The sequence below is a fragment of the Lysobacter silvisoli genome (genome assembly GCF_003382365.1).
GTDB lineage: Bacteria > Pseudomonadota > Gammaproteobacteria > Xanthomonadales > Xanthomonadaceae > Lysobacter > Lysobacter silvisoli.
In genome coordinates this window covers 345,267-362,968 of the sequence record NZ_QTSU01000001.1, presented here as the reverse complement: position 1 = coordinate 362,968, position 17,702 = coordinate 345,267, and the positions used below count along the sequence as shown (strand labels likewise).

The 17,702-nt window shown below is 68.7% G+C and carries 15 protein-coding genes and 5 tRNA genes; 4 read left to right on the top strand and 16 right to left on the bottom strand.

What is annotated here, in order from left to right:
• Positions 1-108: 108 nt before the first annotated feature.
• The 12 genes from DX914_RS01740 to DX914_RS01685 all read right to left on the bottom strand — a co-directional run bounded on the left by DX914_RS01740 (position 109) and on the right by DX914_RS01685 (position 8,734).
• A tRNA-Asp gene (locus tag DX914_RS01740) sits at positions 109-185 on the bottom strand.
• Positions 186-288: 103 nt separating this feature from the next.
• Positions 289-365: transfer RNA gene (locus tag DX914_RS01735), tRNA-Asp, on the bottom strand.
• A 103-nt stretch (positions 366-468) separates the two neighbouring features.
• A tRNA-Asp gene (locus DX914_RS01730) sits at positions 469-545 on the bottom strand.
• Between the two features lie 62 nt (positions 546-607).
• Positions 608-682: transfer RNA gene (locus tag DX914_RS01725), tRNA-Val, on the bottom strand.
• A gap of 11 nt (positions 683-693) precedes the next feature.
• Positions 694-1,038 (bottom strand): HU family DNA-binding protein, encoded by a 345-nt coding sequence (locus tag DX914_RS01720; protein ID WP_269204246.1) that lies wholly within the window; start codon positions 1,036-1,038, stop codon positions 694-696.
• Between the two features lie 151 nt (positions 1,039-1,189).
• The gene (lon, locus tag DX914_RS01715; protein WP_115857349.1) at positions 1,190-3,625 is read right to left on the bottom strand and encodes an endopeptidase La; all 2,436 of its coding nucleotides are present in this window, start codon (positions 3,623-3,625) and stop codon (positions 1,190-1,192) included.
• A 225-nt stretch (positions 3,626-3,850) separates the two neighbouring features.
• The gene (gene clpX / locus DX914_RS01710) at positions 3,851-5,143 is read right to left on the bottom strand and encodes an ATP-dependent Clp protease ATP-binding subunit ClpX (RefSeq protein ID WP_115857348.1); all 1,293 of its coding nucleotides are present in this window, start codon (positions 5,141-5,143) and stop codon (positions 3,851-3,853) included.
• A gap of 178 nt (positions 5,144-5,321) precedes the next feature.
• Positions 5,322-5,948, bottom strand: a complete 627-nt coding sequence (gene clpP / locus DX914_RS01705; protein WP_115857347.1) for an ATP-dependent Clp endopeptidase proteolytic subunit ClpP — start codon at positions 5,946-5,948, stop codon at positions 5,322-5,324.
• A 180-nt stretch (positions 5,949-6,128) separates the two neighbouring features.
• Positions 6,129-7,427 carry a trigger factor gene (gene tig / locus DX914_RS01700; RefSeq protein ID WP_115857346.1) on the bottom strand — a complete coding sequence of 433 codons (1,299 nt, stop codon included), beginning with the start codon at positions 7,425-7,427 and terminating at the stop codon, positions 6,129-6,131.
• A 146-nt stretch (positions 7,428-7,573) separates the two neighbouring features.
• Positions 7,574-8,215, bottom strand: a complete 642-nt coding sequence (locus DX914_RS01695; protein ID WP_115857345.1) for an alpha-ketoglutarate-dependent dioxygenase AlkB family protein — start codon at positions 8,213-8,215, stop codon at positions 7,574-7,576.
• Positions 8,216-8,247: 32 nt separating this feature from the next.
• Positions 8,248-8,333 (bottom strand) — tRNA-Leu (locus tag DX914_RS01690).
• Positions 8,334-8,416: 83 nt separating this feature from the next.
• Entirely contained in the window at positions 8,417-8,734 is a 318-nt protein-coding gene (locus DX914_RS01685) for a DUF2845 domain-containing protein (protein ID WP_115857344.1), read from the bottom strand.
• A gap of 230 nt (positions 8,735-8,964) precedes the next feature.
• On the opposite strand from DX914_RS01685, the gene DX914_RS01680 reads away from it, so the two are divergent.
• A complete protein-coding gene (locus tag DX914_RS01680; RefSeq protein WP_147300561.1) occupies positions 8,965-9,654 on the top strand; it encodes a hypothetical protein in 690 nt (229 codons plus the stop codon).
• A gap of 9 nt (positions 9,655-9,663) precedes the next feature.
• Here the strand turns inward: DX914_RS01680 and DX914_RS01675 are convergent, their stop codons facing one another.
• The 4 genes from DX914_RS01675 to DX914_RS01660 are packed head-to-tail and all read right to left on the bottom strand — an operon-like array spanning position 9,664 to position 13,975.
• The gene (locus tag DX914_RS01675; protein WP_115857342.1) at positions 9,664-10,482 is read right to left on the bottom strand and encodes a class I SAM-dependent methyltransferase; all 819 of its coding nucleotides are present in this window, start codon (positions 10,480-10,482) and stop codon (positions 9,664-9,666) included.
• A 49-nt stretch (positions 10,483-10,531) separates the two neighbouring features.
• Positions 10,532-10,717 (bottom strand): hypothetical protein, encoded by a 186-nt coding sequence (locus DX914_RS01670; RefSeq protein ID WP_115857341.1) that lies wholly within the window; start codon positions 10,715-10,717, stop codon positions 10,532-10,534.
• Positions 10,714-11,871, bottom strand: a complete 1,158-nt coding sequence (locus DX914_RS01665; RefSeq protein ID WP_115857340.1) for a PepSY-associated TM helix domain-containing protein — start codon at positions 11,869-11,871, stop codon at positions 10,714-10,716. Before DX914_RS01665 ends, DX914_RS01670 begins: the two co-directional genes overlap by 4 nt.
• Positions 11,872-11,878: 7 nt before the next feature.
• Positions 11,879-13,975 (bottom strand): TonB-dependent siderophore receptor, encoded by a 2,097-nt coding sequence (locus tag DX914_RS01660; protein WP_115857339.1) that lies wholly within the window; start codon positions 13,973-13,975, stop codon positions 11,879-11,881.
• Between the two features lie 231 nt (positions 13,976-14,206).
• Here DX914_RS01660 and DX914_RS01655 point away from each other — a divergent pair, with 231 nt between their 5' ends.
• The 3 genes from DX914_RS01655 to DX914_RS01645 are packed head-to-tail and all read left to right on the top strand — an operon-like array spanning position 14,207 to position 17,671.
• Positions 14,207-14,908 (top strand): DUF3348 family protein, encoded by a 702-nt coding sequence (locus DX914_RS01655; protein ID WP_425480648.1) that lies wholly within the window; start codon positions 14,207-14,209, stop codon positions 14,906-14,908.
• Positions 14,901-17,012: a DUF802 domain-containing protein gene (locus DX914_RS01650; RefSeq protein WP_115857338.1), complete on the top strand. Its 2,112-nt coding sequence runs from the start codon at positions 14,901-14,903 to the stop codon at positions 17,010-17,012. The genes DX914_RS01655 and DX914_RS01650 overlap by 8 nt, the downstream gene beginning before the upstream one ends.
• The gene (locus DX914_RS01645; RefSeq protein WP_115857337.1) at positions 17,009-17,671 is read left to right on the top strand and encodes an OmpA family protein; all 663 of its coding nucleotides are present in this window, start codon (positions 17,009-17,011) and stop codon (positions 17,669-17,671) included. Before DX914_RS01650 ends, DX914_RS01645 begins: the two co-directional genes overlap by 4 nt.
• Positions 17,672-17,702 lie beyond the last annotated feature (31 nt).

Sequence of the window (17,702 nt, the reverse complement as noted above, 5' to 3'; positions counted from 1 at the left end):
GGGGCGCCGATCCAACCGCCGTCGCAGTCCGGCCGGGGCCCCGGCCCGGCCCGCCCGGCGGACGGGCAAAAAACAAGGGCGCCGTTTCCGGCGCCCTTGAGGCAGAACTGGCGGAGTGGACGGGACTCGAACCCGCGACCTCCGGCGTGACAGGCCAGCATTCTAACCGACTGAACTACCACTCCGCTTTTGAAACCTGGGCCCGCCGGTTTTGCCGCTGCGCAGCAAAATCGACGACCCTCACTTATATAAAAACAAAGGCGCCGTTTCCGGCGCCTTTGGCGAAACTGGCGGAGTGGACGGGACTCGAACCCGCGACCTCCGGCGTGACAGGCCAGCATTCTAACCGACTGAACTACCACTCCGCTTTTGAAACCTGGGCCCGCCGGTTTTGCCGCTGCGCAGCAAAATCGACGACCCTCACTTATATAAAAACAAAGGCGCCGTTTCCGGCGCCTTTGGCGAAACTGGCGGAGTGGACGGGACTCGAACCCGCGACCTCCGGCGTGACAGGCCAGCATTCTAACCGACTGAACTACCACTCCGCGCTTTGAAACCTGTCTCCGAGCTTGGCGCCACCGTTACCGGTGGGCGGCTCCGCAGTAGGTGGTGGGTGCTGAGGGTTTCGAACCCCCGACCCTCTCCGTGTAAAGGAGACGCTCTACCGCTGAGCTAAGCACCCGAGCGAGTCGCTTAGTTTACAGCATCCTTCAGCGCCTTGCCAGCCTTGAACGCCGGATTCTTCGAGGCCTTGATCTTGATGGTGGCGCCGGTCTTCGGGTTGCGGCCCTGGCGCGCAGCGCGCTTACGGACCTGGAACGTACCGAAGCCCACCAGCGTAACGGTATCGCCCTTCTTCAGCGCCTTGGTGATCACGTCGATCACGGCGTCGACGGCATTGGCCGCGTCGGTCTTGGACAGCTCGGCGGCATCGGCGACGGCGCTGATGAATTCACCCTTGTTCATTCTTTTGGACTCCCTGTGCGGTGTTACCGCGTGTTCTGAGAATCGGCGCGGCGCGCTGCGCGAGCGGGCCACGTCGATCGTTTTCGCCGCGTCTTGCTGCGTCTTGAGCAGCGTGCGCGCGGTTGCGGTCGTTATACCAGCGGTATTTTGGTGCTGCAAGCGTGAAAGCTAGCAACGACGGGCCTTCCAGCCCATTCGTGCGCTTTCCGACCAGCGGAATTACTCAGTGCTTGACGTCCGGCTGGCTCGATGCTTGGCCGCCCTCGCGCACCGGAACTTCGTCGGGTCCGGACACCGGCGTGGGCGTCAGCGGACGCTCCAGCGCGATGTCCAGCACCTCGTCGATCCAGCGCGCCGGAACGATCTTCAAACCCTGGGTCACGCTCTTGGGCAGGTCGGCCAGATCCTTGCGGTTCTCGTCCGGGATCACCACGGTGCGGATGCCGCCGCGCAGCGCCGCCAGCAGCTTTTCCTTGAGCCCGCCGATGGGCAGCACGCGGCCGCGCAGGGTGATCTCGCCGGTCATGGCCACGTCGGCCTTGACCGGGTTGCGGGTCAGCATGGACACCAGGGCCGTGGCCATGGCGATACCGGCGCTGGGGCCGTCCTTGGGCGTGGCGCCCTCGGGCACGTGCACGTGCACGTCGTGCTTCTGCAGGAAGTCCAGATCGATGCCCAGGCGCTCGGTGCGCGCGCGCACCACCGACAACGCGGCCGAGGCCGATTCCTTCATCACGTCGCCGAGCTGGCCGGTCAGCAGCAGCTGGCCCTTGCCCGGTACCAGGGTCGCCTCGACCTGCAGCAGGTCGCCGCCCACCTCGGTCCAGGCCAGGCCGGTGACCAGGCCGATCTCGTTGGCTTCCTCGGCGCGGCCGAAGTCGAAGCGGCGCACGCCCAGGTACTTGTCCAGGTTCTTGGAGGTGACGTTGACCGCGCCGTCCTTGCCCTTCTTCTTGGGCGCCGGGCCGGCCAGGGCGATTTCCTTGACCACCTTGCGGCAGATCTTGGAGATCTCGCGCTCCAGGTTGCGCACGCCGGACTCGCGCGTGTAGTAGCGCACGATGTCGCGCACCGCGCCTTCGGCGATCTTGATCTCTTCGGGCTTGAGGCCGTTGTTCTTGATCTGCTTGGGCAGCAGGTAACGCATGGCGATGTTGAGCTTCTCCTCCTCGGTGTAACCGGGGATGCGGATCACTTCCATGCGGTCCAGCAGCGGGCCAGGAATGTTCAGCGAGTTGGAGGTGGCGACGAACATCACCTCGCTCAGGTCCAGGTCGACCTCGAGGTAGTGATCGTTGAAGGCGTTGTTCTGCTCCGGGTCCAGCACCTCCAGCAGCGCCGAGGACGGATCGCCGCGGAAGTCCATCGACATCTTGTCGATCTCGTCGAGCACGAACAGCGGGTTCTTGCTGCCGACCTTGTTGAGGTTCTGCACGATCCGGCCCGGCATCGAACCCACGTAGGTGCGGCGGTGGCCGCGGATCTCGGCCTCGTCGCGCACGCCGCCCAGCGACATGCGCACGAACTTGCGGTTCGTGGCCTTGGCGATGGACTGGCCCAGCGAGGTCTTGCCCACGCCCGGCGGGCCGACCAGGCACAGGATCGCGCCCTTCATGTTCTTCACCCGCGACTGCACGGCCAGGTACTCGAGGATGCGCTCCTTGACCTTCTCCAGGCCGAAGTGGTCGGCGTCGAGCACGTCCTGCGCGGCCTTGAGGTCCTTGCGGATCTTGCTGCGCTTCTTCCACGGCACGCCCAGCAGCCAGTCCAGGTAGTTGCGCACCACCGCGGCCTCGGCCGACATCGGCGACATCTGCTTGAGCTTGTTGAGCTCGTTGCGGGCCTTGGTCTCCACCGGCTTGGGCATGCCGGCCTCGGCGATCTTGCGGGCGAGCTCGTCGACGTCGTTGGGCGCGTCGTCGATCTCGCCCAGCTCCTTCTGGATCGCCTTCATCTGTTCGTTGAGGTAGTACTCGCGCTGGCTCTTCTCCATCTGCGACTTGACCCGGCCGCGGATGCGCTTTTCCAGCTGCTGCACGTCGATTTCGCCGTCGACCAGGCCGACCAGCTGTTCCAGGCGCGCGCCCACGGCGTGCGTCTCCAGCAGCTTCTGCTTGTCGCCGATGCGCACGCCCAGGTGGGCGGCGATGGTGTCGGCCAGACGTCCGGGCTCGTCGATGCCGGCCAGGGTCTGCATCAGCTCCGGCGGCAGCTTGCGGTTGGTCTTCACGTACTGCTCGAACAGGGTCATCAGCGAGCGCGCGATGGCCTCGATCTCGCGCTCCTCGCGGTCGATCTCCGGTTCGACGACGTGGGCGCGGCCGGACAGCGCGCCGTCGCGCTCGTCCACGCCGTCCATGGCCACGCGCGCCACGCCCTCGACCAGCACCTTGATGGTGCCGTCGGGCAGCTTGAGCAGTTGCAGCACCTGGGCCAGGGTGCCGATCTCGTACAGGTCCTTGGCGCCGGGATCGTCGGTCTCGGCGGACTTCTGCGCGACCAGCAGGATGCGCTTGTCGGACTCCATCGCCAGGTCGAGGGCACGGATCGATTTGTCGCGGCCGACGAACAGCGGGATGACCATGTGCGGGAACACGACGACGTCGCGCAGCGGCAGTACCGGCAGATCCAGTACGTCGCGTTCGGTGGATTCGGTCATGACAGCTCCGGGGGGGAGGTGAACGGGCGGCGGCCCGGCGCCATGCGGGCGCCCGGGACCGGATTTTTCGGGCAACGAGGCCCCTGGCCACGGTTATGGGGGCCTGGGCGATAGGATGCAAGCGGCCCGCGCTTCGCAGCGCGGGCCGGGGCAGGAAACCATCGTTGAATCAGCCGCTTACAGCCGATTGCGACCTAGGTCGCAAGGCGTCCATGGGGCGCCGGTTCAGTCGGCGGCGGCGACCTTGGGCGCGGCGGCCGGCGGGCTCTGGTAGATCAGGTAGGGCTCGCTCTTGTGGTCGATGACCGACTCGTCCACCACCACCTTGCTGACGTTCTCCAGCGAGGGCAGCTCGTACATGGTGTCCAGCAGCACCGACTCGACGATGGTGCGCAGGCCGCGCGCGCCGGTCTTGCGCTTGAGCGCCTTGCGCGCGATCGCGGTCAGGGCGTCGGGGCGGAACTCCAGCTCCACGCTTTCCATCTCGAACAGCTTCTTGAACTGCTTGGTGATGGCGTTCTTGGGCTCGGTCAGGATCGTGACCAGGGCCTGCTCGTCCAGCTCCTCGAGCGTGGCGACCACCGGCAGGCGGCCGACGAACTCGGGAATCAGGCCGAACTTGATCAGGTCCTCAGGCTCGACGTCGGCCAGGATCTTGCCGACCTCGACCTTGCGCTCGCTGCTCTTGACCTTGGCGCCGAAGCCGATGCCGCCGGCCTCGGTGCTGCGCTGCTGGATGATCTTGTCCAGGCCGGCGAACGCGCCGCCCACCACGAACAGGATGTTGCGGGTGTCGACCTGCAGGAACTCCTGCTGCGGATGCTTGCGCCCGCCCTGCGGCGGCACGCTGGCGATGGTGCCTTCGATCAGCTTCAGCAGCGCCTGCTGCACGCCTTCGCCGGACACGTCGCGGGTGATCGACGGGTTGTCGCTCTTGCGCGAGATCTTGTCGATCTCGTCGATGTAGACGATGCCCTGCTGCGCCTTCTCGACGTCGTAGTCGCACTTCTGCAGCAGCTTCTGGATGATGTTCTCCACGTCCTCGCCCACGTAACCGGCTTCGGTCAGCGTGGTGGCGTCGGCGATGGTGAACGGCACGTTGAGCAGGCGGGCCAGGGTCTCGGCCAGCAGGGTCTTGCCCGAACCGGTCGGGCCGACCAGCAGGATGTTCGACTTCGCCAGTTCGACGTCGTCGTTCTTCTGCCGGCTCTCGATGCGCTTGTAGTGGTTGTACACGGCCACGGCGAGCGTGCGCTTGGCGCGCTGCTGGCCGATCACGTACTGGTCCAGCACCTCGAGGATCTCGCGCGGCTTGGGCAGGTGGCTACGCGCCGACTGCGCCTTCTCCTCGAGCTCCTCGCGGATGATGTCGTTGCACAGCTCGACGCACTCGTCGCAGATGAACACGCTCGGTCCCGCGATCAGCTTGCGGACCTCGTGCTGGCTCTTGCCGCAGAACGAGCAGTACAGAATCTTGCTGCTGTCGCCGGTGCTGCGTCCCTGTCGATCGTCGCTCATGCTTTTGCCCGTTGGTGCCTGGTTCTCGGAACGTGCCGTGGAGGGTACGTCCGCGATGCTGCTTTATGCCGATTCGGCCCGAGGATAACACAGCGCTCCGGCCCGTCCCGCGGGCCGGACGCCATGTCAAAGGGGTTCCGGATCAACGACTTGCGCGTTATGGCCGTCGACCCTGCCGTCAGGCGGCCTGGATCGAGTCGTCCGGGCGGCGTTCCAGCACCTGGTCGACCAGACCGTACTCGCGCGCGGCCTCGGCGCTCTTGAAGTTGTCGCGCTCGGTGTCGCGGGCGATGGTCTCGATCGGCTGGCCGGTGTGCTTGGCCAGGACCTCGTTCAGGCGCTGACGCAGGGTCAGGATCTCGCGCGCCTGGATCTCGATGTCGGTGGCCTGGCCCTGCGAGCCGCCCGAGGGCTGGTGGATCATGACCCGCGAGTTCGGCAGCGCGTAGCGCTTGCCCTTGGCGCCGGCGGCCAGCAGCAGCGCGCCCATGGAGGCGGCCTGGCCGATGCAGATCGTGCTCACGTCCGGCTTGATGTACTGCATGGTGTCGTAGATCGCCATGCCGGCGGTAACCACGCCGCCCGGGGAGTTGATGTAGAAGCTGATGTCCTTCTCGGGGTTCTCGGCCTCGAGGAAGAGCATCTGCGCCACGATCACGTTGGCGACATGGTCGTCGACGCCGCCGACCAGGAAGATCACGCGCTCCTTGAGCAGGCGCGAATAGATGTCGTAGGCGCGCTCGCCGCGGCTGGTCTGCTCGACCACCATCGGCACTAGGTTCAGGGCTTGGATACGGTTGTCCATCAGAAACGGCACCTATGGCTGACGTTGGATGCTGGGCGCCGCCCGAATCGGCGGCGCTGCGGATAGCCCCAACTTGGGGCCAACCCGGCTCCAGCGCAAGGGCGGCCCGTCACAGGGCGCGCACCCGGCCCGGTACCGGCGCGGCGGCCGCGATGCGGCGCGCCGCGCATGGGGCCACGATTACTGGCGGATCGCCTCGCTGAACGACAGCGGCTGCTCGGTGTGCTGGGCGCGCTCGGCGATCCAGTCGATCACCTGCTCCTCCATCACCCGGGCCTGCAGGCCGGACATCAGCTGCTGGTCGTTGCGGTAGAGCTCGATCACCTGCTGCGGTTCCTCGTAGGTCGAGGCGATCAGCTTCAGGGTCTCGTTCAGGCGGCGCGGGTCCAGCATCAGCTGGTTGCGGCGCGCGATCTCGCCCACCAGCAGGCCCACCAGCACGCGCTTGCGCGCGCTATCCAGGAAGCTCAGGTGCGCGTCGGCCGGAGCCTCGATGTGGCGGCCCTGGCGGCGCGCGGCCTCCACGGTCTGCATGGCCATGTTGCGGGCCTCGCCTTCGACCAGCTTGGGCGGCATTTCCACGTTGGCGTAGGCGGCGATCAGCTGCTCGCCGACTTCGCGGCGCAGGCGGGTCATCAGCGCGCCCTTGAGCTCGCGCTCCAGATTGGTGCGGATGTCGGCGCGGAACTGGTCGGCGTCGCCGCTGCGGATGCCGAAGCTCTTGATGAAGGCGGCATCGACTTCCGGCAGCACCGGCTCGGAGACCGACACGGCCTTGAGGTGCACCTCCACGCTGCGGCCGGCGAACTGGGCCACGCGCCAGTCGGTCGGGAATTCGATCGTGGCGACCTTGTCCTCGCCGGCCTTCAGGCCGACCAGGGCGTCTTCGATCGCCGGCAGCATGGCGCCGGAGCCGATCGCGGTGGTACCGCGCTCCACGCCCTCGGCCGGGACGCGCTCATCGCCCACCATCGACCAGGTCTCGATCTCGACCGCGTCGCCGGCCTGGGCCGCGCGCTCCACCGGGTTCCAGGTGCGGCGCTGCAGGCGCAGGTTCTCGATCATCGCCTCGATGTCGGCATCGGCGACCTCGGCCGTGTGGCGCACCACGTTGAGCTGGGCCACGTCGATGTCGCCGAAATCCGGCACCACTTCGAAGGTGGCGGTGTAGGCCAGCTCGCCCGCGCCGGCGTCGGCCGGCTCGATGGTCGGATTGCCCGCCAGCTGCAGCGATTCCTGGCGCACGGCGTTGCTGAAGCCCTCGCGCAGCAGGCCGTCGAGGACCTCGGCGCGGACCTGCTCGCCGAAGCGCTGCTCGATCACCTTGGCCGGCACCTTGCCGGGACGGAAGCCCTTGATCTTGGCGCCGCGCGCGATCTCGCGCAGGCGACCGCCGACCTGGCTCTCCAGGCGATCCGCCGGGAGGCTGAAAGTGAGGCGACGTTCCAGATTGCCCAGCGATTCGACCGAAACTTGCATATCCACTCCTGCTACCGCGGCGACCCGGCCGCGGCACGATGTTGAAGACGTGTCAGACCGCCGACCGGACCGGGGGCCCGCCAGCGGAACTTACTAGTTTCGCCGATTCCCGGGCCGGCTGCCAGCCGGGGCCGGCGCGGCCGGGCCTAGGCCGGGGCCCGGTTTCGGGCGCTGGGTCGCAGGATCCGCCGAAACGTGAGGTTGAGCCGTGGTCCGCAAGGCCGGGCCAGCTTGGCCAAACCGTGCAGCCAGTGGCGCTGGGTCGGGCCGCGCATCAGCAGCAGGCTGCCCGAATCCAGCGGGATCTTGACCGGCGCCGGCCCGGTGGCGCCCTTGGGCTTCATCGAGAACACCCGGCGCTCGCCCAGGCTCAGCGAGGCGATGGCCGGCGCCGGACCCAGTTCGGGCTCGTCGTCGCTGTGGTAGCCCATGCCGTCGCGATGGTCGCGGTAGTAGTTCAACAGCACGCTGTTGTAGGCCTCGCCCGTGGCCGCCTCGACCCGCCGGCGCAGGTCGGCCAGGCGCGCGGTCCAGGCCAGCGGCGCCAGCTGCAGCCCCGAATAGGCGTAATGCGCGTCGGCGTCGCCGTACCAGCAGCTCAGCCGCGGCTGCGCCACCTCGCGCCCGAACACCACGATGCGCTCGGCACGCCAGGGCGTGTCGGCGACGAGCTCGGCCAGCAGTTCGGTATCGGGCAGGCCCAGGTCGAACCGGCGCAGCAGGGACACGTCGGCCCGGTCCAGGGCCAGGGGCTCGAAGCGGTCGGCGGGGGCGAACAGGTCGGTCATGGCGGTACTGCGGCGCCGGAGCGGCACCGGGCTGGTGCGAAAGGCGGGACTCGAACCCGCACGGGGGTTACCCGCTGGAACCTAAATCCAGTGCGTCTACCAATTCCGCCACTTTCGCGTTCGCGCCGGCCCGCGTCGGCGGGCCCGGCATTCTAGGCGCGCGGCGGGGCGGCGCGCAAAGGCAGAGCAGCGGTGCCCCGATCAGCTGGCCGCGTCGACGGCCGGCGGCGGTATCGCAGTGCTGCCGCGCACTTCCTCGATCGCGGCGACCCTGCCGTCGCGGATGGTGATCAGGATGGTCTTGCCGTCGCGGTAGTACTCGAAGCGCTCGCCGACCTCGGCGCCGCGCTTGTTCTCGATGCGCTTGATCCGGTCCGGCGTGCCGGCCAGTTGGTAGACCTGGCCGACGGCGTCGCCCAGCACCAGCACCCGGTTGCCGAACGCGATCGAGTCGCTGGCCCAAACCGGCAGCGTCCAAGCCAGGCCCAGCAGGGCCGCCAACAAGATCTTGCTGCGCATCGCCGTACTCCCGAATCCCTGGAGGGTGTAGCCCAGGCTACGGCGCCGAACCGTACCCAGGCTTAACCGTCGCGGGCTTGCGCCAGGCCGGTGAGGCCTGCATGACCGAGGCGGACTCCGTGCAAACGATCTCAGTCCTGGCGACGGCATCCACGCAGAATCCAATGGCGGCCGGAGCGCTGCGCCGGTCGTCTCCTCCCCTCGTATCGGAACCACAAGGATCGTCACCCATGCGAATTCTCTTGTTCGTGTTGCTCGCGCTGTGCGCCCCGTTCGCCCAGGCCCAGCAGATCGGCCTGCAGAACCACGGCACCTACGTCTACGACTTCTATAACGGCCTGGCCCGCATCCGCAATCTCACCAGCACCGGCTGGACCCAGTTGCCCAACCATCCCTACGAGCCGTTGTGGTTCCACTACGGCGTGCAGAACGCCACGCCGCCGGCCGGCACCACCACCCAGGCCATGCGCTTCTGGTTCCGTTCCGACGGCTACTTCACCCAGAGCCCCAACGAGCACCTGGCGGTGATGATCAAGGGCACCTGGACGCCGGACAATCCCAAAACCCCGCAGTCCGAAGCCTTCATCCAGGGCCGTGGCCTGCTCATGGGCGCGACCAGTCCGGCCTCGTCGGCGGTGGAGCTGTGGGGCGGCACCCAGAGCACCGTACCCCCGGCCAGTTGGAGCTCGGGCCTGCAGGACTACACCTGGTACCTGGTGACCTTGCACGTGAACGCGGTGGGCGTGGGTTACGACATCCGCGATACCGCCGGCAACATCGTCCATTCGCACTCGCTGGCCGACACCTGGTACCCGAACCTGCCCACCCACCAGGCCGGGTGGTTCATCGCCGCGACCAACGGCGGCGGCAACACCAACTGGAGCCTGACCTTCTCCGACGTGCAGATCTGGTGGTTCTGAGCGCAGCGCTCAGCGGCTGAGGAACACCGCGATGCGGTCGCTGCGCGCGGCCCCGTCGCCGTCGAGCCAAGGCTCGGCGGCGACGGTCGCAGTGCAAGGGCCGAGCGTGCAGACGCGGATCGGCCGGTGCCGCGCCTGCACTGCGAGCGCATCCAGGGCCTGGCGCAACACCGCGCCGGTAAACGGGGTGTAGAGGTAGTAGACCGTCGCCGGCGGCCATTCGACCTCGCGCGCGTCGGCGCGAACGAAGGCGGCACGGTCCAGGCGCAAATCGTCGGCGCAGGCTTGCGCGCTGGCGACATAGGCCGGTTCGATCTCCACGCCCAGCGCGCGCGCCGGCGTGCAGGCGGCGACCAGCAAGGGCAGGTGGCCCAGGCCGGCGCCCACGTCCACGAGCAGATCGTCGGGCGCCAGCGGCACGCGCCGCAGCAGGTCGAAGGCATGGCGCGCGGGTGTGGGTTGGTAGGCCACCAGCTCAGGGGCCAGCGCGGCGATGGCGTCGCCGGGCGCGGGCAGGCGCAGCACGCCGGCCAGCAGTTCGTCCAAGGCGTCGTAGTGGTCGCCCTCGGGCGCCGGATCGTCGGCGTACGCGCGCAAGCGCGCGCCCTGCCCGCTGCGCACGGCCTCACGTAGTTGCTCGTACAACGCGGTGCTCGCGTGCTCCAGCGCGTCGCGCAGCGACTGCGCTCGCGCGATGAGTCCGACCGCGCCCTGGGGGGCGAGGTCCAGCTTGCGCTCCAGCGCGTCCAGCACCTGCGCGCGTGCGCGCCAGTTTGCGGGCTCGCGGAGGTCCGGATCGCGTTCCCAGTGATTCAGATCTTCGAGCATCGGTTGCTCGCTCGGTGGAGCGACCAAGCCTACACGTTGCGGCCCGGCTTCAACGCCCGCGATCGCGCCGCAACCACGCCCAGGCCGTCAGCCCGATCAACGCGGCGAACACCAGCCAGGACAGCACGTCGAACACCCCGTCGCCGACCAGCGCGCTGACCAACCCGACCAGGCTCGCCAGCGCGATCCATGCCGGCGCGACGAAGGGGCTGCGCGGCGCGCGCGGCCGGCTCATGCCCGGCCCTCGGCGCGACCGTTCTCGTCGACGCCGGCGCGCTCGATCTCGCGCAGGCGCGCTTCGGTGCTGCCGCGTTTGAACCACAGGGTCAGGCCCGACACCAACACCGCGATGGTAAGCAGGTCGAGCAAGGCCCACAGGATCTTCAGCGGCATGCTGCCGTAGTCGCCGAAGTGCAGCGGCTGCGACAGCAGCAGCAGGCTCATGTAGCCCGGCAGTTGCGGCTGCGCGGTGAGTTCGCCGGTCTGGGCGTCGATCAGCACCGGCCGGTACAAGCGCTCGGTCAAGGGCGTATTGCCGTGCATGAACACGCCGTAATGATGGTCGCCGCTGTAGCCGGTACCGGGAAAGCTGACGAAGGCCGGGGTCATGCCCGGCTCGGCGGCGCGCGCGGTGGCGACCGCCGCGTCCAGCGATGCCAGCCGCTGCGGCCGCGGCCGGTCCTGGTAGCGCGCGGCGAACTCGCCCAATTGCTCCGACTGCCAGGCCGACTCCAGCGGACCGGCCAGCGTGTTGATCGCGCCGGTGATGCCGACCACCAGCGCCCAGCCCAAGGTAACCACGCCCAGCACGTTGTGCAGGTCCAGCCAGGCCAGGCGGCGGCTGCGCCCGGTGCGTAACGTGCCGAACGGCAGCTTGCGCATGAAGGGGCCGTACAGCACCAGGCCCGACACGATCGCGGTGGCGAACAGCAGCGCCATCGCGCCCAGGAACAGCATGCCCGGCAAGCCCAGGAACAGGTCGGTGTGCAGGCGGTAGACGAAATACATCACGCCTTCGTTGAACTGCGCCGCGGGCAGCAGTTCGCCGCTGTACTGGTGCAGCACCGCCGTATGCATCTCCGGCGGCGGCGTGTCCGGCCGCGCGCCGGTGTTCACGTACACGCTGGGGCTGTGGTCGTCCCAGCCGAAGAACAGCGGCACGTCGCCCGGGTACTGCGCCAGCGCCTTGGCCACCAGCGCGTCGATGTTGGCCGGCCGCGCGCCCGCCGCCGCCGGCGCGACCTCGGGATCGGCGCCGGTGAGGTGGCTGATCTCCTCCCAGAACACCAGCGGCAGGCCGGTCAGGCACAGCAGCAACAGGAACAGCGTGCACACCAGGCTGGTCCACTTGTGGACCAGAAACCAGGCCTTGAGCGTGCTGCGCTGCATGCGGCGGTCAGAACCGGTAGGTCACGGTGCCGACGATGCTGCGCTTGTTGCCGCTGAAGCAGTCGCCGAAGTTGCGGCACGGCGCGTAGTACGCCTTGTCGAACAGGTTGGTGACGTTGACGGCGAAGGTCCATTCCGGCATCTGCAGCTCCAGCAAGGCGTCGGCCAGAGTGTAGCTGGGCGTGCGCACCACGCTGGTGGCGCCGGTGGACACGGTGGACCCCACGTAGCGGCCGCCCAGGCCCGCGCGCAGGCGCAGTTCGTCGCCGACCTGGAAGCCCTTGGACAGCCACACCGAAGCCAGGTCCTGCGGCGTGTCGTTCAGGCGTCGGCCCACTTCCGGAGCGAAGTTGCTCTTGGTCACCTCGGCTTCGTTGTGGCTGTAGCTCGCGGTCACGGTGAGGTCGCCATCGAACACGTAGGCGCCTTCGAGCTCGAAACCCTTGGACTCGATCTCGCCGGTCTGGACCACGTTGAGCACGTTGTCCGGATCGTTGGTCTGGCGATTGGTCTCGGTGATGCGGTAGGCCGCGGCGGTGAGCATGGCGTTGCGCGACGGCTGCCACTTCAGGCCCACTTCGACCTGGTGGCCGCGCATGGGATCGAAGGCGTTGCCGTACAGGTCCTGACCCGGCACGGGCAGGAAGGATTCGGAATAGCTGACGTACGGCGACAGCGTGTCGGTCAGGTCGCCGATCACACCCACACGGTAGGTGGTGGCGTTGTCGGTCTGGTCCGGCAGGCCCTGGGTCTGGCTGCGCGCATGGTCGCGGCGCGCGCCCAGCACCAGCGAGATGCGGTCGGCGTAGCGGATCTGGTCCTGCACGTACAGGCCGGTCTGGGTGGTGCGCTGGTTGGGCAGGCGGGTGTAGGCCGGCACCGTCACGCCGGTGGAGACCGGGTCGTAGATGTCGATGGGCGTGGTCGCGCCCGAGAAGGTCCACGATTCCTCGCGGAAATCGGTGTAGTCCACGCCGGCCAGCAGCAGGTGGCGGAACGCGCCGGTGGCGAAGTCGAACTGCAGCGAATTGTCGGCGGTCAGGATGCGGTTGTCGGGCTTGACGCCGTAGGTCAGGCGGTTGAGCACGCGGTCGTCGGCGTCGATGAACGGATCTTCCGGATTGCTGTAGGTGTCCGGGAAGATTTCGCGGAAATCGGTCTTGGCGTCGATGTAGCGCAGGTTCGAGCGCCAGGTGACCACATCGTTGAAGGCGTGGTCGAACAACACCGTGGCGCTGACGCTGCGCGCGTCGAGCTTGTCGAAATCCTTGTCGCCCAAGAAGGTGGACGGGTCGAGCTTGCGGCCCGGGGGTGCTTTCAAGGTCGCCGCCACCGGCAGGAACTGCTGGCTGGACGCGGTGCGGTCGCGCTGATAGCTGGCCATCAGGGTCAGGTTGCTGCGCTCGCCGCGCCAGGTCAGCGAGGGCGCCAGGTAGATGCGATCGTCGTCGATCCCGTCGGTCTGCATGCCCGAGTCGCGGACCACGCCGACGATGCGGCCGGCCAGGTGGCCCGACGAGCCGAGCTGGCCGGTGACGTCGCCCTGCAGCTGCAGGCGGTCGAAGTTGCCGACCTGCAGGCCGACCTCGCCCGCGCTTTGGAAGCTGGGGCGCTTGCTGATCGCATTGATGATGCCGCCGGTGGCGCCGGCGCCGTACAGCACCGAGGACGGGCCGCGCAGCACTTCCACGCGCTCCAGGCCGTACACCTCCGGTCGCGCCATCGGGCTGAAGTTGTAGAGCTTGCGCATGCCGTCCAGGTACTGCACCGGGTCCAGGCCGCGGATCGAACTGCCATCGCCGCGCGTGTCCAGGCCGTAGGCTTCGGCGGTGACGCCGGCGCTGTAGCGCAGGGTTTCCTGCAGGTTGCGCGCGCCGCGGTCGGTGTAGAGGTCGGAGCTGATCACGCTGATCGCCTGCGGCGTTTCGGTCAGCGGCGTGTCGGTCTTGGTCGCGGTGGTGGCGCGCTCGGCGACCACGGTGACCGCGTCCAGGGCATGGGCCTCGTCGCCGGCGCTCTGCGCCTGGGCGAGGGCCGAGGCCAGCACGCTGGGGACCAGCAGAGCGAGCGTCAGGGCGGTGCGGTGGTGCGTGAAACGGGACATCGGGCATTCCCCCAAAGCGAAATCGTCGCGGGATTATGGGAATCCGGACCGGTTAACGCAAACGATTCTCAGATGCAAATGGACTCCTGCCCGATTCGGCACGACTGGGGAGCGGCGTGCCAGGAGGCACATGGCTTGCGCCTCGCTGCGGTCCCAGGGCCCAGCGGTGGCCAGCCGTACAGAAATGCCAGTCAGCGTCCGGTCGCCCCTAGCCTGTAAACTGGTCGTTTTTTGGCCATTCGCATCTTGGAAGCTACACAACGGGCCCCGGTCCGTGGCCCGACCTTCATACGTCTGCTCGCCCGCCTCAGCGATGCCGACGTCTCGCCGCCCCAGGCTTCGCTAGCGGATCGGCTGAGCGATTGGATCGACTGGACGCGCGCGGTGGCGCTGGCGCGAACGCTGGACGGCGCGCCGCCGAGCGCCAGCGCGGGCGCGCCGGCCTACGACGACGCCGAAGCCGCCGCCTACGCCGCGACGCGGGCCTCCTTGACCAAGGCGATCGGCGAAGGCCTGGCGGCGGCGGACGACGCGGACGCGCCCGCCGACTACGCGCCGCTCCGTCAGCACTACCTGGCCATGCAGCGCTCGATGCTGGCCGCCACCGGTCGGCTGCGCGACCGCCTGCGCTGGCAGCTGGCCGCGCGTTCGGGCGATGCGGCACGCCTGGCCGAGCTGGACGCGCTGATGGAAGCGGTGCTGAGCCCGCGCGAGCACAGCCTGCTGGCCTCGGTGCCGGCACTGCTGGGCGAGCACTACGAGCGCCTGCGCGCGGCGGCGTCCGTCCGCGGCGACACGGCCGGGGACCGCTGGCTGGCGCAATTTCGCAAGGACATGCAGGACGTGCTCACGGCCGAACTGGATATGCGTTTTCTACCGCTGGAGGCGCTGATCGCAGCGCTGACCAGCCAATCACCGGTGCGTCATGCTTAAAAAGTTGCTCGATGGATTCGCGCTCCAAATCGGAGTGTTCCTGCTCGGCTCGATCGCGGTGTGCTGGATCGCCGCCGGCTACCTGGGCACCAACCCCCTGGGTCTGGCGGTCACGCTGCTCATCGGCACGGGCTACGTCGCCGGCGCCTGGGAGCTGCTGCGCTACCGCCGCGCCACCGCCACGCTGGAACACGGCCTGGCCGAACTGTCCGCACCGCCGGCGAGCCTGGACGAATGGACCGCCACGCTGGATCCCTCCCTGCGCCATGCGGTGCGCCAGCGCATCGAAGGCCAGCGCCTGCCGCTGCCCGGCCCCACGCTCACACCGTATCTGGTCGGCCTGCTGGTGCTGCTGGGCATGCTCGGCACGCTGCTGGGCATGATGGCCATGCTGCGCGGCACCGGCCTGGCGCTGGAAACCGCGACCGACCTGCAGGCGGTGCGCGATTCCTTGGCCGCGCCGGTGCAGGGCCTGGGCTTCGCCTTCGGTACCTCGATCGCGGGCGTGGCCACCTCGGCCATGCTCGGCCTGCTGTCGGCGCTGTGCCGGCGCGACCGGCTGCGCGCCGCGCAGGCGCTGGACGCCAAGATCGCGACCACGCTGCGCCCGCTGTCGCTCGCCCATCGCCGCGAGCAGAGCTACCAACTGCTGCAATCGCAGACCGAACTGATGCCGGCGCTGATCGAGCGCCTGCAGGACATGATGGGCGCGATGGAGCGGCACAGCCAGGCCGCTAGCGAACGCCAGCTCGCCAACCAGCACGAGTTCCATGCCCAGACCCGCGACGCCTTCGCGCAGCTGGCCGCTTCGGTGCAGCGCTCGCTGCAGGACAGCGTGGCCGACAGCGTGCGCATCGCCAGCGAGGCCATGCAGCCCGCGGTGCAGACCACCCTGGCGGCGGTGGCGCGCGAGACCGCGGCGCTGCAGCAGGCCGTGGGCCAGGCCGTCGAACGCCAGCTGCAGGGCGTGTCGGCCGGCCTGGACAATGCGACCGCGCAAGTCGCCGAGCGCTGGAACCGCGCGCTGGAGGCACAGGATCGGAGCAACAGCCGCCTGACCGCCGAACTGGGCGAGGCGCTGGAGCGCTTCGGCGCCGGCTTCGAACAGCGCTCCGCCGCGCTGCTCGAGGGCGTGGGCGCGCGCATGGACGGCACCGCCGTCGAAGTCGCCAAGGCATGGACCCTGGCCTTGGCGCAGCAACAGGAAACCCAGGCCGCGCTGACGGAGCGCAACCAGCATGCGTTGACCGCTGTCACCGCCGCGTTCGAAGGCCAGGCCGCGTCGCTGCTGCAAGCCGTGGACCGTTCGCAGGTCGAACTGCGCACCGCGCTGGCATCGCAGGACGAGCAACGCCTGACCGCTTGGACCGAATCGCTGGCCGCGATGAGCGCGGCCCTGTGCGAAGACTGGGCCCGGGCGGGCCAGGAGGTCGCCCAGCGCCAGCAGCAGATTTGCGACGCGCTCGCGCGCAGCGCCGACGAGATCGGCGCGCGCACCCAGGCCCACGCCAGCGACACCATCGCCGAGATCTCGCGTTTGGTCGACACCGCGTCGGAAGCGCCCAAGGCCGCCGCCGGCGTGATCGCCGAGCTGCGCGAAAACTTGTCCGAAAGCATGGCCCGCGACAACGGCGTGCTCGAAGAGCGCACCCGTTTGATGGCCACGCTGGAAACCCTGCTCGCGGCCGTCAATCACGCCTCCAGCGAACAGCGCGGCGCCATCGACGCGCTGGTCACCACCTCGGCCGACCTGCTCGACCGCGTCGGCGGCCGTTTCATGGCGCATGTGGAAGGCGAGACCGGCAAGCTCGACGTGGTCGCCGAGCGGCTAAGCCTGGGCGCGGTGGAAGTGGCCAGCCTGGGCGAGGCCTTCGGAGCGGCGGCACGTGTGTTCGGCGAGGCCAACGGGCAACTGGCGCAGCGCCTGCAAGGCATCGAAGACGCGCTGCAGAAATCGCTGCTGCGCAGCGATGAACAACTGGCCTACTACGTCGCCCAGGCGCGCGAAGTCGTCGACCTGAGCCTGCTCGCGCAGAAGCAGATCGTCGAAGACCTGCAGCGGCTGCCGGCCGCGCGCGGCCAGCACGGCGCGGCCGCGGCATGAGCCCGGATATCGATGCCGACATCGACGGCGGCGGCGAAGCCGCGGTGCCGGTGTGGGCCGCGTTCGGCGACCTGATGTCGATCCTGCTCGGCGCCTTCGTGCTGATCCTGATCGGCATGATCGCCATGCAGCTGCAGCTGGAAATCAAGCTCAACCACGAGATCGCCCAGCGCAAGGCCGAGACCCAGCGCCGCCTGACCCTGGAGCGCGCACTGGCCGCGCCCCTGGCCAGCGGCCGCATCACCCTGGTCGACGGCCGCATCGGCATCCGCGGCAACCTGCTGTTCGCCTTGAACTCCGACCGGTTGCAGCCCGAAGGCCGCGAGTTGCTCAAGACCTTGGCCGGCCCGCTCGCGCAATACCTGCGCACGCGCGACGAGGTGCTGATGATCAGCGGCTACACCGACGACCGCCAGGTCAGCGCCGACAATCCGGAATTCGCCGACAACTGGGAGCTCTCGGCGCAGCGCTCGCTGACCGTGACCCGCGCGCTGATCGCCGAAGGCCTGCCTGCGTCCTCGGTGTTCGCCGCCGCCTTCGGCGCCCAGCAGCCGGTGGGCAGCAACGGCGATGAAGCGGGGCGCGCGCGCAACCGGCGCGTGGAGTTGGCGCCGGTGCCGCGCTTGCAGCGCACGCAGGTGGGCGCGGATGGGCGCTGAGATCGCCATTACCAGCTCGCGTGAAGCTTTT